The organism is uncultured Campylobacter sp. (assembly GCF_938045345.1).
Classification (GTDB): domain Bacteria; phylum Campylobacterota; class Campylobacteria; order Campylobacterales; family Campylobacteraceae; genus Campylobacter_B.
The window spans coordinates 1-13,147 of record NZ_CALIMS010000012.1; the positions used below are offsets into that span (position 1 = coordinate 1).

Annotated in this window: 15 protein-coding genes; 12 read left to right on the top strand and 3 right to left on the bottom strand. The window is 45.3% G+C overall.

The features are described from left to right. Both Q0144_RS02970 and Q0144_RS02975 read left to right on the top strand, forming a co-directional pair. On the top strand, positions 1-372 hold a 372-nt coding region (locus Q0144_RS02970; protein ID WP_298061573.1), incomplete at its 5' end, for a hypothetical protein. Between the two features lie 143 nt (positions 373-515). Then, on the top strand, positions 516-701 hold the full coding sequence (locus Q0144_RS02975; protein WP_298061575.1) for a transposon-encoded TnpW family protein: 186 nt from the start codon (positions 516-518) through the stop codon (positions 699-701). A gap of 82 nt (positions 702-783) precedes the next feature. On the opposite strand, the gene uppS is transcribed toward Q0144_RS02975, so the two are convergent. Genes uppS through glmU form a run of 3 tightly spaced genes read right to left on the bottom strand, consistent with a single transcriptional unit; the run spans position 784 to position 3,940 of the window. Next, the gene (uppS, locus tag Q0144_RS02980; protein ID WP_298061577.1) at positions 784-1,461 is read right to left on the bottom strand and encodes a polyprenyl diphosphate synthase; all 678 of its coding nucleotides are present in this window, start codon (positions 1,459-1,461) and stop codon (positions 784-786) included. A 3-nt stretch (positions 1,462-1,464) separates the two neighbouring features. Then, positions 1,465-2,646, bottom strand: a complete 1,182-nt coding sequence (gene coaBC, locus Q0144_RS02985; protein ID WP_298061580.1) for a bifunctional phosphopantothenoylcysteine decarboxylase/phosphopantothenate--cysteine ligase CoaBC — start codon at positions 2,644-2,646, stop codon at positions 1,465-1,467. Next, positions 2,639-3,940, bottom strand: coding sequence for a bifunctional UDP-N-acetylglucosamine diphosphorylase/glucosamine-1-phosphate N-acetyltransferase GlmU (gene glmU / locus Q0144_RS02990; RefSeq protein WP_298061583.1), 1,302 nt, complete (start codon positions 3,938-3,940; stop codon positions 2,639-2,641). The genes coaBC and glmU overlap by 8 nt, the downstream gene beginning before the upstream one ends. A gap of 150 nt (positions 3,941-4,090) precedes the next feature. On the opposite strand from glmU, the gene Q0144_RS02995 reads away from it, so the two are divergent. The 10 genes from Q0144_RS02995 (at position 4,091) to Q0144_RS03040 (ending at position 13,147) form a co-directional block, all read left to right on the top strand. Beyond that, on the top strand, positions 4,091-4,960 hold the full coding sequence (locus Q0144_RS02995; RefSeq protein ID WP_298061586.1) for an EamA family transporter: 870 nt from the start codon (positions 4,091-4,093) through the stop codon (positions 4,958-4,960). Positions 4,961-5,024: 64 nt separating this feature from the next. Then, positions 5,025-6,209, top strand: coding sequence for an efflux RND transporter periplasmic adaptor subunit (locus Q0144_RS03000; RefSeq protein ID WP_298061588.1), 1,185 nt, complete (start codon positions 5,025-5,027; stop codon positions 6,207-6,209). A 19-nt stretch (positions 6,210-6,228) separates the two neighbouring features. Beyond that, positions 6,229-8,157: a MacB family efflux pump subunit gene (locus Q0144_RS03005; protein ID WP_298061591.1), complete on the top strand. Its 1,929-nt coding sequence runs from the start codon at positions 6,229-6,231 to the stop codon at positions 8,155-8,157. Positions 8,158-8,170: 13 nt separating this feature from the next. Continuing rightward, a complete protein-coding gene (locus Q0144_RS03010; RefSeq protein ID WP_005873225.1) occupies positions 8,171-9,529 on the top strand; it encodes a TolC family protein in 1,359 nt (452 codons plus the stop codon). Further along, positions 9,526-9,879 carry a hypothetical protein gene (locus Q0144_RS03015; protein WP_298061593.1) on the top strand — a complete coding sequence of 118 codons (354 nt, stop codon included), beginning with the start codon at positions 9,526-9,528 and terminating at the stop codon, positions 9,877-9,879. The genes Q0144_RS03010 and Q0144_RS03015 overlap by 4 nt, the downstream gene beginning before the upstream one ends. 75 nt (positions 9,880-9,954) lie before the next feature. Then, positions 9,955-10,089, top strand: a complete 135-nt coding sequence (gene rpmH, locus Q0144_RS03020; protein WP_005873223.1) for a 50S ribosomal protein L34 — start codon at positions 9,955-9,957, stop codon at positions 10,087-10,089. Positions 10,090-10,103: 14 nt separating this feature from the next. Beyond that, entirely contained in the window at positions 10,104-10,412 is a 309-nt protein-coding gene (rnpA, locus tag Q0144_RS03025) for a ribonuclease P protein component (RefSeq protein ID WP_298061689.1), read from the top strand. After that, the gene (gene yidD / locus Q0144_RS03030; RefSeq protein ID WP_298061595.1) at positions 10,409-10,762 is read left to right on the top strand and encodes a membrane protein insertion efficiency factor YidD; all 354 of its coding nucleotides are present in this window, start codon (positions 10,409-10,411) and stop codon (positions 10,760-10,762) included. The genes rnpA and yidD overlap by 4 nt, the downstream gene beginning before the upstream one ends. After that, positions 10,752-12,395 carry a membrane protein insertase YidC gene (gene yidC, locus Q0144_RS03035; RefSeq protein WP_298061597.1) on the top strand — a complete coding sequence of 548 codons (1,644 nt, stop codon included), beginning with the start codon at positions 10,752-10,754 and terminating at the stop codon, positions 12,393-12,395. Before yidD ends, yidC begins: the two co-directional genes overlap by 11 nt. After that, complete coding sequence (locus Q0144_RS03040; RefSeq protein ID WP_298061599.1) at positions 12,392-13,147, top strand: Jag N-terminal domain-containing protein; 756 nt, start codon at positions 12,392-12,394, stop codon at positions 13,145-13,147. Before yidC ends, Q0144_RS03040 begins: the two co-directional genes overlap by 4 nt.

Genomic DNA, 13,147 nt, shown 5'->3' on the forward strand with positions numbered 1-13,147 from the left:
ATGGGCGATGTGACCGCAAGTTTCAGAGCCTTATTTGAACGATTAACTTTCCAATCACTCACATATAATCTTGAAAAACCATCCTACAATGAACACTTGATACCGGTACTTTTTATTTTAACAAGCAACAGTGAGGATAGTGCATATGAAGAAGGTGGGTTTTATGGTGATTTGATCCCAAAGCACAAATACTCATTTGAAAGATTCGTAGGTCCAACCAATGTACTCGTATGTGGGAATACTGTTCAAGTTAAGGATTATAGCATATACGATTGGACAATGTTTGATGGGGATGCAAAGAAAGAACATCATGACAAAACATTCCAATCCTATTTGGAAAAAGCGTATAAAATGGGGCAGGATTTAGTGTAACCTTTTAAGGCTTTATGTCTCTGCAAATTCCAGTTTGTCGAAGTAAAAAAATCAAATAGGATATTACCAAGAGGAAGTAAAAGCAAATTGCCGATATTTCCTTTTTTTGTTGTCAAAAATCCAAAAAACGGAAAGGAGAATTTATGGAAGAACTGAAAAATAAGGATAAAAACGGCATTAGCACAGAGAGAAAGATTGGAAAGACCACCTATGAGGTTGCTGTCCATTTCAATGAAAATGCGACAGAAACAATGCAAGATAAGTTGACAAGAATAATGTTGAGGGAGCTTAGGAGAAAATCGGACGAAAAAAAAGATGATTTTGATTAAAAAGTCCTTGACAAGTAGCAACAGGTTCTGCAAATTAAAATTTTAAAATTTAAAGCGACCGTTAGAGCGACTGCGCCGTAGCTCAAAGACCGCCGAAGCGGCGCTGTTTGCGGCGGAAATCATCCACTATGCGTGCAAGCTCCTCGCGCCTGAAATCCGGCCACAGCGTCGGCGTAAACGCAAGCTCGGCGTAGCTCGCCTGCCAGAGCAAGAAATTCGACAGCCGCTGCTCGCCGCCCGTGCGCACCAGCAGATCCACGTCGCCGCTGTGCGCGGTATCCAGATGCGCGCCGATGCCCGCTTCGCTTAGTCGTTCGCCGCTTGCAAGCAGCCTCTCGTACGCTCGCACGATCTCGTCTCGCGAGCCGTAGTTGATAGCTAGGTTAAAATTTAGCGCTCGCCCGTTTTGAGTTAAATTTGAAAGATATTCGATCTCGCTTCGCAGATCGCCCCTAAAAGCCGATATGTCGCCGATCGGATAGAATTTTATCCCGTTTTGGATAAATTTTTCACGGCGCGAAATTAGGAATTTTTGAAGCAACTTCATCAAGAATTCCACTTCGCTTTTCGGGCGCTTCCAATTTTCGGTGCTAAAGGCGTAGAGCGTGAGGTTTGCGATGCCTTCGTCGATGCAAAACTCGCAGATCTGCTCCACGACCTCTGCGCCCGCTTCGTGCCCACCGGTGCGCAGCAGACCGCGCTTTTTCGCCCAGCGCCCGTTGCCGTCCATCACGAGGGCTAGATGATTTAGGCTATTCACGGATCAGATTTTTTTCAGCTCAGCCGCGATTTTTAGGGCGACTTCGTCCTTCGGCGCGGTGTCGATTACGACCTGATCGTTTTTCGTGATGAAAGTGACCTTAAGGACGTCGCCGCCGAGCTTGATGATGTCGTCCAGCACGTTTAGGCAGACGGCGTCGAGATGCTTTTCGTTTAGCATGCGTTTGGCCTCGCCGACGGCATTTTCGCGGTCGGTTTCGAGTTTAAAGCCTACCTTTTTGATATTTCCGCGCACGGAGCTTAAGATATCCTCGTTTTCGCCCAGGCGTAAATTCCAAATTTCGCCGATCTCCGCCTTTTTTACCTTATCTTTATAGCGCACCTTCGGCGAGTAATCGCTTACCGCGGCCGCCATTATCAAATACGCGCCGTCTGGAAATTTTGTGCTGTCAAGCGCCGATTTTAGCCCGATAGTGCTTTCAAATTTAACGAGCTTGTACGGTAAATTTTCATATTCGTTGCTAGAGATCAGCGTCACGTCCGCGCCTAGGTAAAACAGTGCGTCGGCAATCGCTTTGGAGGTTTTGCCGCTAGAGAAATTCGTAATGCCGCGCACGCTATCGATCTTTTCGATCGTCGCGCCTCCGGTGATGATGACGGTTTTATCCTCCCAAAATTTATCGTTGTAAAGCGCGCGCTTTAGCGTCTGCATGATCGCCTCGGTGCTCGCTAGCCCGCCCTTGCCGGTGTCGCCGCAAGCTAGAGTTTTTTCTACCGGATCCACGAAATACGCATTGACGCTCGCTTTTAGCATATCGATGCAGTTTTTCGTGATATTGTTTTCAAGTAGCGCAGGGTTCGCGGCCGGCGCGATGACCACCTTGGCGTGGGCGAAAGCCGCGTTTAGCACCTCTAAAAATACATTGTCGCAGACGCCCCAAGCGAGCTTGTTTATAGTATTTGCCGTCGCAGGCGCGATCAAAACCAAATCCACCTTAGAATAAGCGATGTGGTTGACGCCCGCTTGCCAGTTTTCGTTGGCTTTACAAAGTACCGGGTGATCGCACAGCGCCTCGAATGCCTTGTAGCTGACAAACTCCTGCACGCCGTCGCTAAGCGCAACATAGACGTCGAAATTCGACTTTTTCAGAGCGGATAAAATTTCAAACGCTTTGTAAAAACTGATACTCCCGCAAACCGCCAGTAAAACCTTTTTCTTACTCATCTTCGCTCCTAAAAAATTTATGGAAAAACCCATCTTTGTTGATTTGTTTGCTTCGGCTGATCGCCAGCGCGCCGCTCGGAACGTCGCTTGTAACCGTCGTGCCCGCGGCGATTATGACGTCGTCGGCTATCCGCACGGGCGCTACTAGCTGCGTATCCGAGCCGATGAAGACGTTTTTGCCGATTATCGTTTTGTATTTTTTCTTGCCGTCGTAGTTGCACGTAATCGTGCCGCAGCCGATATTGCTGCCCTCATCGATCTCGCAATCCCCAAGATAGCTTAAATGCCCCGCCTTGATCTTGTTTACTTTTGCGTTTTTAAGTTCGACGAAATTTCCGATATGGGTGCCGGTAACCTCGCATTTTGGGCGCAGATGCGCCATCGGACCGATGTCGGAGTTTTTTACGATGCTATCTTCGATGACGCAGCCGCTTTTGATGAGTGAGCTTTCGATCACGCAAGGACCGATGATGCTTACGTTTTCTTGTAGCTCGCATTCGCCGATAAATTTTGCTCTACTGTCGATGTAGATGCTTTGCGGTAGGCGCATCAAAACGCCTTGCTTCATCAAATTTTCTTTGATCTCGTTTTGCATTAAATTTTCGGCGATGCTGAGGGCAAATTTATCGTTTATGCCCATGAAGCTTTGCTCGTTCACCCACACGGCGGCGCATTTTAAGCCCATATCTTTGGCGATTTTGATCGCGTCTGTGAGGTAGTATTCTTTTTGCGCGTTATCTGGTTTGATCTGCGGCAGAATCTGTTTCAATGCCTCGCTTTTGAAGCAGTAGCAGCCTGCGTTTGCGTCTTTTACTGCCTTTTCTTCCTCGTTTGCGTCCTTTTGCTCGACGATCTTTAAAATTTCGCCACCTCTGGTGATTACGCGGCCATATCCGAATGGATCGCGCGCGCTAAAAACACTTAAATTTACTTCCGCGTCCCCCTCGCAGAGTTTGCGAAGCTCGGCGCTTTTTACCAAAGGCATATCGCCGCAGATTATGAGCGTTTTTTCCCCACGGATTTCGACCTCTTTTAGTCCGCCCGCAGTGCCCGGGAAGTGCTCGTGGTCTTGTTTGTAAATTTTAGCGTTTGGAAAGTGCGCCAAAACCGCGCTTTTAACCTCGTCGAATTGATAGTGTAAAATCACGCTCACGTCGTTTGAAATTTCGTAAGCTTTCTTTAGGATGTGGATTATCATCGGCTCGCCGCAAAGCTCGAAAAGAACTTTAGCTTTTTGCGACTTCATCCGAGTGCCGAGTCCTGCGGCAAGAACTATAACCGAAACATCGTTCATTTTTACCCTTAAATTTCAAAAATCGGATAATTTTAACACATTTAAAATAAATAAAAACCTAAATTTATGCCGCGCGGGCGAAATTTAAATCCCAAATTCAACTAAAATTTTATAAAATTCCGCCTAAATTTTAAAGCTTAGGCGGACGTTTTGAAAAAACTGATTTTGGTTACTTGTATTTGGGCTTTTAGTTTCTCGCTGATAGGCGAGTTTTTGCGCGGCATAGATAGCGCGTATTTGGCGTTTTCGCGCGTATCATTGGCGCTAATTTGCTTTTTGCCGTTTATGAAATTTCGTGGCGTAAATCTAGCCTTGGCGCTTAAAATTTGCGCCGTGGGCGCCGTGCAGATCGGCGTGATGTATATCTTCTACTACCGCAGCTTTGCGTATTTGAAGGTCTATGAAGTGGCGCTTTTTACGATATTTACTCCGTTTTACGTGACGCTGCTTTACGACGCGCTTAAGCTTAGATTTCGCGCGCTATATCTTTTCAGCGTCGCTGTCGCGGTGCTCGGGGCTTTGGTGATTAAATTCGGCGCGATAAACTCCGAGTTTTTGACTGGCTTCTTGCTCGTGCAAGGCGCAAATTTATGCTTCGGGCTCGGACAGAGCGCGTATAAATTTATGCTGGAGCGCCACGGCTTTAGCGAGCAGAAGGAGCTTTTCGGCTATTTTTTCGTCGGAGCTACCGCGGTTACGGCGATTGCCGCGATCGTGCTCGGGGATTTTTCTAAATTTAATCCCAGCTTCTCACAAGGCGCGGTGATCGTGTATCTGGGCACGGTAGCTAGCGCTTTAGGGTATTTTTTGTGGAACAAAGGCGCGTGCGAGGTCGATAGCGGCGTGCTTGCGATTATGAATAACGCACTCATTCCCGCAGCGATCGTCGTAAATTTAGTGTTTTGGCAAAAGGATGCCGATCTAGCGCGCCTGCTTGCAGGCTCGGCGCTGATTTATGTTTCGCTTATTTTGCATAAAAAGATCATGAAATTTTACGCCGTGCGCGAGCAAAGAATTTAGTATTTAACTAAAATTTTATATTTTTACATTAGAATTAGCCCTTATTTTATTTGAAGTTGGCAAAATGAAAAAAACCTTGAAATTTATCGCCTTTACCCTGCTCATAGTCATTGCGATATATTTCTTATACGGCAAATTTTTTAAGCAAGAAGAAGCGCCGAAGGCCCTTACCACAAGGCTTGAGAAGGGCAGCATCAGAGGCACGGTGACGGCTGCGGGCGAGGTTTATGCCAGGGATTTGGTCGACGTGGGCGCGCAGGTAAGCGGTCAGATCAAAAAGCTCTACGTCAAAGTTGGCGATAAGGTTCAAAAGGGCGATATGATCGCACAGATCGATTCCGTCACGCAAGAAAACGAGATCGCGCAGCAAAAGGCGCAGCTTCTGATCCACGAAGCAAATTTAGCTTCGGCAAAGATCGCTGCGGAAAACGCTAAAACGCAGTATAACCGCGAGCTGCAGTTGTATAAAAGAAACGCCGCTTCCAAAGAGGCGGTGGAAAATGCCAAAAATAGCGCTGCTTTAAAAGAGGCCGAGCAGAAGCAGATCGAGGCGCAGATCAAGCAGACCAAACTTCAGCTAAGCACGGCGGAGACAAATTTCGGCTATACCAAGATCACGGCTCCGATAAGCGGCACGATCGTTTCGATGCCGGTAGAGGAGGGCAAAACGGTAAATTCCAACCAAACTACGCCTACGATCGTAAAGATCGCCGATCTAAGCAAGATGGAGATCAAGATGCAGATCGCAGAGGGCGATATATCCAAAGTAAAGGTTGGAATGGACGTAGAATACTCCATACTATCGGATCTGGATAATATCAAAAAGGCTAAAATTTACAAGATCGATCCGGGTCTTACCACGCTTAGCGACGGGACGTACGATAAAACCTCTAGCGGTTCGTCCTATTCTTCGAGCAGCAGCGACAGCGCGATCTATTTTTACGCAAAGATGCTCGTGGATAACAAAAACGATTTTTTAAAGATCGGTATGACGACTGAAAACAACATAATCGTAAGCGAAGCGAACAATACGAGTTACCTGCCTACCTCCGTCATTAAGCGCGACGGGGGAGGTGATTACGTCACGGTACTTAACGGCAAAGAGCCCGAGCAGCGATACGTAAAAACGGGCGTTAGCGACGATCTGAATACCGAAATTTTAAGCGGCCTTGATGAAAAAGATGAGGTGCTCATCGCTGACGGAAAAGCCGCGCCGTTAAATATGGACGGGCCTCCGATGGTATTTTAGAGAATTTTATGGTGTGAAGATGCTAGAACTTAAAGATATAAACAAAAAATTCATTCTCGGCGATAACGAAATCCACGTACTAAAGGACGTAAACTTAAATATCGAAGCGGGCGAGTTTATATCGATAATCGGGCAATCGGGAAGCGGAAAATCGACTCTGATGAATATAATCGGCTGCATCGATACGCCAAGCAGTGGAAGCTACAAGATCGAGGGCCGCGAGACTGCGAATTTAAGCGGCGACGAGCTTGCGGCGCTTAGAAGTAAAAAATTCGGCTTCGTCTTTCAAAAATACAATCTCATCGCCACGATGGACGCGACCGCAAATGTCTCGCTGCCTGCGGTGTATGCGGGCGTAGTGGCAAGCGAACGGACGAAACGGGCGGTGGAGCTTTTGGATAAGCTGGAGCTTGGCGATCGCATCAAAAATTTACCGAGCAAGCTTAGCGGCGGACAGCAGCAGCGCGTAAGTATCGCTCGCGCTCTAATAAACGGCGGCGAAGTGATTTTGGCGGACGAGCCCACCGGCGCGCTTGATAGCAAAAGCGGCGAGACGGTGATGCAAATTTTAACGGCGCTGCATAAAGAGGGCCACACCATCATCATAGTTACGCATGATGCGCATATTGCGGAATTTGCGGATCGTATCATCGAGATAAAAGACGGTAAAATTTTAAGTGATAAAAGAAAAGCTGGGCGGGTTTTTGAGCGCAAAAAAGAGGAGATTAAAACGAAAAATTCCTTTATATTTTGCAAAGATCAGCTCATCGAAAGCTTTAAAATGTCCATTAGCGCGATATTTTCGCATAAACTAAGATCGATTTTGACGATGCTAGGCATCATCATCGGTATTGCCTCCGTCATCTGCGTAGTAGCTCTCGGTAAGGGTTCGGAGGAAAAAATTTTATCCGAGATCCGTAAAATTGGCACCAATACGATCGATATCTTTCCCGGTAAAAATTTCGGCGATGTGCGAGCGGGCTTTGTGAGCACCCTTACGATAAGCGATTCTAAAGTTTTGGCGCGCCAGCCCTACGTCGATTACGCTACACCAAATGCTTCTGCAAGCGGTACGGCAACCTATGCGAATTTAAGCTCCAAGGCTCAACTGCGCGGTGGTGGCGTGAATTCTTTGGCGGTTAATGGCATAGATATAAAAGATGGTAGAAATTTTAGTGACGATGATATTAAAAATTCTGCCTCTGTCGCGATTATCGATCCAAACACCAAAAAAACATTTTTCAAAAACACCGATCCTATCGGCAAGACGATTTTATTTTCGGGTAAGCCACTTAAGATCATAGGAGTTTCGGGCAAGGATAAAAACGCTTTCGGAAGCAACGAAAATTTAAGAATTTACGCGCCGTACTCAACCGTGATGAATAAAATCACGGGCAATCGAAAAATCAGCTCTATCACCATCAAAATAAAAGACGATGTCAATACTCAAGTAGCCGAAGAGAGCCTAACCCAGCTACTTATCCAAAGACACGGCTCACGGGATTTTCATACGATGAACGCAGATACTATCAAACAAACAATACAAAGCACTACCGGCACGATGACGATTCTGATCTCATCAATCGCGGTGATCTCACTCGTCGTCGGCGGCATCGGCGTGATGAATATCATGCTCGTAAGCGTCACCGAGCGCACGCGCGAGATCGGCATCAGGATGGCGATCGGCGCGAAGCAATCCAATATCTTGCAGCAGTTTTTGATAGAGGCGATCTTGCTTTGCTCGCTCGGCGGAGCTTTAGGAATTTTAATCGCTTTAGCGCTTGGATTTGCGTTTAATACCATAAGCCCCGATTTTGCGATGAAATTTACTACCGCACCTTTCGTGATCGCCTTTGCGGCGTCGTCCGCGATCGGTATAGTTTTCGGCTATTTGCCGGCAAGAAACGCCAGCAGATTAAATCCGATAGATGCTTTAGCACAAGAATAAACAAGGAGAGAAAATGATAAATTCCAAAGTAATTTTAAGCGGCGTTTTAGCTGTTTTTATCGGCGGTTGTGCCTCAAATCAAAGTGAGGTCGAATTTAAACCTGTAGAGCATTTCAAGGACGAAAATGCAAGCTATGAAATCGATACGCTGTGGTATAAAAAATATGGCGAATCATACCTAAATAAGCTTGTAGATCAAGCTCTTGCGAATAACTATGATCTAAAAACAGCGGCTTTAAACGTTGAGAGTGCTTATGCAAATTTAGGGCTAAGCAGGGCTGATCTTTTTCCTACGCTAAGCAGCTCGTGGAGTGCGGGCGCTAATCGCGACATAAGCACCGGCTCGAACTGGAACAAAACCTATAGCTCTGGTTTTAACGTAAGCTATGAGCTTGATCTTTTCGGCAAGATCCGCTCGGCGGTAAATGCCGAGGGCTGGAACGCTAAAGCCAGCGAGTTTGACCTTGAAAATACTCGCCTGACTCTTATAAATTCTGTCGTAAGCGGCTACTTCGAGATGCTTTATTTAAACGATTCGCTAAAATGGACAAAACAGAATTTAAGCGATTACCGCGAGATCGAAAAAATAATCAAGGCAAAATACGATTACGGCAAGTCCGAACAGCTAGATTACAGGCAGATTCAAAATTCTATCCTAGGGCTTGAAAACAAGGTCTTAAGCATTCAAAAAAATATCGAGGATAATCATAAATATATGAGAAATCTCATCTCTTCCAGCTTGCAATTTGATGATAACACCGATTCGATAAATTCCATAGAATTCCAAGGCGTTGATCTAAATGTGCCCTACACGGCGCTTGCTAACCGTCCAGATATTAGAGCTGCGATCGCTAGGTTAAATTCCAGTTTTTATGATGAACAGACCGCTAAGTTAAATTTCTTTCCTAGCGTGAATTTGGGCGCAGGGCTTACTAACGGGCAAGGCGTGAGCGCTAACGATAGCTTCAAGCTAAATTTTTTAAGCGGCAACGTAAGCATAAGTCTGCCGTTTTTGGATTATGCGAGGGTTGAAAACCGCCTTAAAATTTCGGAGATCGCTTTTCGCAAAAACGTCGTAAATTACGAACAGACGCTCTCTAACGCTACGAATGAGGTGCTAAATTTATATAGAATTTACCAGATCAATCTGGCTAGCCTTAAAAATTTAAGCGCTGCTTACGATGAAAAGGCGCGCATTGCCGATCTTTACGCTGCGAAATACGAAGCTGGCTCAAGTGAGCTGAAGGATATGCTAGAAGCCCGCACCGACGCCGTAAATGCCAAGATAAACGAGCTAAATCAAAGATATTTAACGCTTCAAAACGAGGCGGCGATCTATCGCGCGATGGCAGGTAAATTTAAACGCAAATGAAAAAGGCTTTGATATTTTGGCTGCTTTGTGGCGCGATATTTGCTGATTCTATGGTACTAAGTGCGCAAGATGGTGCAGTAAGCCTTGGCGCCAGCGCTTATGCTGCGGACGATAAACAATCAGAATTTGAGAAAAACCATAGTGAAATTCTGCTAAATCGTCAAAAAAATGAATTAGATCGGCAAAGCCTGCAAAATAATTTGCAACGTGAATCAAAAGGCGTAGGCGACCACGATGATTTTTCGATGAAAAAGCAGCCGATGCAAGACATCAAGGAGCGAAACAATAAAAATGAGAAGGACTTAAAACTGCGCCGTAAAAAGCTGCAAGGCGACGCTTATCGGCGCTAGGGCTGCTTTTGTTTATCGGTTTTTAAGTAAAGTTTCTATAAAATCTCCACTTTACATTTTCTTTAAGGAACAGTTATGAAAAGAACGTACCAACCCCACAATACCCCTAAAAAGCGCACTCACGGCTTTCGCGTCCGCATGAAAACAAAAAACGGTCGCAGAGTTTTAAGTGCAAGACGTGCTAAAGGCAGAAGAAGATTGGCTGCGTAGGCGAATTTACTGCGATAAGCGATAGCAGGGTTTTTTCGGAGGTTTATAAAAGTGCGGCGAAGTGGCATTGCGAATGCGCTGTTGTGTATTTTTTAGCTAGCGAAGAGCGTAAATTTAGCGCGGTCGCCAGCAAAAAAATAGGCAACGCAGTCGTGCGAAATCGCGCCAAAAGGCTTCTGCGCGCAGCGTTTTATAATCAAAAAGACGCCATTGTTAGCGGAATTTTTATATTAATCGCAAAAAAGCAGATCATAGATATGAGTTTTGAAGAGATCGAGCGAAATTTAAAATGGGCGTTTAAAAAGATCGGCGCAGTAAAATGAAGAGATTTTTTATAGCCGTGATCGAGTTTTATCGAAAATTTATTTCGCCTTTGCTACCGCGCTGTTGCCGTTATTATCCGAGCTGTTCGGAATACGCGCTTTATGAGTTTAAGTTTAACGGCGTCTTTGGCGCGCTCTGCGCTGTAACGGCTAGAATTTTAAGATGCAATCCGCTCTTTAGCGGCGGCATAGATTATCCGATAATCGCGCGAAATTTCAAATTTTGCGTATTTTCAAAAGCCTGCGAAGGCGGCTTTAACGCACGCGCGCAGAAATTTAAGCTTTGGTTTATACCATATAAAAAAAATAGATATTACGTCATACGACTAGGAGAAAATAGTGCTAGATAAACTTCCTCAATCAAAGCGCCTTGCTATCGCAATAGCAACTGCGCTCATATTTTTTGTAGCTTACGATCATTTTTATTTATCAAAAATTCGCGCCGCAATAGAGGCAAACGCAACCGCGGCGCAAATCGCTCAAAAAAATGCCGCCAAGTCCGCTCCGCAAACTACTGCCGCTGGCGTGAGCGCGCAGGGAGCGAATTTAAATACCGTAAATTCCATCTCTGCACCGTTAGTACGCGTGATCGGTAAAGAAGCAAATTTTACGATCGACGGACTCGGTCGCATAAGCTCGTATGCGCTAAATGATGCTAAATTCCGTGACGAAAACGGCGATGCGATAAATTTAATTGATCCTAAATCACATTCTAAACCGCTTGAGATGCGCTTCGAGGACACGGCGTTGAATGCGATGGCTTTCGATACTCCTTACAGCGCCTCATCTAATGAGCTTGACGCACGAAATGGAGAGGCTAGTGTTACGTTAAGTCAAAGTTTAGGCGCCGTTAGCATAAATAAAATTCTTACCTTTTATCCAAATGGTAGTTATAAATTGGATCTGAAGTTAAGCGGCAATGCGCGTTATTTTATCAGCCCCGGCTCGCGTCCGAACGTAGAAGTAGATAGCTATACGGTTCATGGCGTCATCGTAGGAAAACCGGGCGAAGCTGGAATTTCAGATAAAATCGCTTCATTTTTTACTGGCTCGCGAGCTATAAGCGAAAGCGTAGAAATTTTTAAAGATGGCGATGTGGATAAAAATGAGCGAATAAGTGGCGCAAATATCGCTGCAAGCTCCGATCGCTATTATACAACGCTATTTTACGGAGAGAGCTTGAATGCGACCGTGACTGACGCAGATAAAATTTCGCAGGTTTTCATAGGCTCGGACGGCGATCTTAGTCTTACGGGCTATATCGGCGCGAAAGATCACGCGACGCTAAGCTCGATAAATCCTGCTCTTACGCACATTATCGAATATGGCTGGTTTACCTTCATCGCCCGCCCGATGTTTAAATTTCTAAACTGGTTGCACGGCTATATCGGTAACTGGGGCTGGTCGATCGTCGTGCTTACGCTCATTATCCGCCTAATCTTATTCCCGCTAAGCTACAAGGGAATGCTATCGATGAATAAGCTAAAAGATCTGGCGCCTAAGATGAAGGAGCTTCAGGAGAAATACAAGGACGATAAACAAAAGCTGCAGATGCATATGATGGATCTGTATAAGAAAAACGGTGCCAATCCGATGGGCGGCTGCTTGCCAATACTGCTTCAGATACCGGTATTTTTCGCGATCTACCGCGTGCTACTTAATGCGATCGAGCTAAAGGGCGCGGAGTGGGCGCTGTGGATCCATGATCTATCGCTTAAAGATCCATATTACATCCTGCCGATTACGATGGGAATTTTGATGTTTTTACAGCAAAAGATTACGCCGACTACGTTTACCGATCCGATGCAAGAGAAGATGATGAAATTCTTGCCGCTCATTTTTACGGTATTTTTCGTAATGTTCCCGGCGGGTCTTACGTTATACTGGACGGTAAATAATTTCTGCTCCATTATCCAGCAATACGTCATAAACAAGGCCTTTGCTAGGCATAAACAAGCTCAAATAGCGGAGAAAAAGTCATGATAATTGAAGCAGAAAATTTAAAAGACGCATATAATAAAGCAGCAGCTGAGCTTGGATGCTCAGTAACGCAGCTTAACGTGCGCGTCTTGCAGCATCCAAGCGGTGGATTTTTGGGCTTTTTTAAAAAAAATGCTATTATAGAAGCGGTTTTGGAAGGGGAAAAATTTAGTGAAAATCCGGAATTTAACGCCTCTCAAAACAAAACCGGCAAAGCGGAGAAAAAGCAGAGCGACAAATCAGAGTCTCAAAGTCCTCGCACCACGCATTCTAAACATCGCAAAGAAAAGCAAAAGGGCGTTGTGACGGATGAAATTCTATCCGATATCAAAGAGAAGCTATCTGCGCTTTTTAGATCAAGCGAGTTTAATATCGAAGTTAGCGATGTTAGCAAAATAGACGAAAATACCGTCTATATCAAGCTACAAGGCGAGGATAGCGCGCTTTTGATAGGCAAAGAGGGGCACCGCTACAAGGCACTTTCGTATATGATTTATAACTGGATCAGCATTAGATATGATCTTGCTGTGGTTTTTGAAATCGCGGAATTTTTACAAAATCAAGAACGATTTATCGATTCTTATGTAAATGCGCTCGTGGAGCGCTCTGGAAATGAGCGTATCGTCACGAAGGCTTTTGACGGTGCATTTATCAAAATCGTAGCCGACAAGCTAAAACAAGCATATCCAGATCGTTTCGTGGGCATCAAATCCACGCGTAGCGGCAAAATCGTCATCGTAGACGAAAAAAGCTAA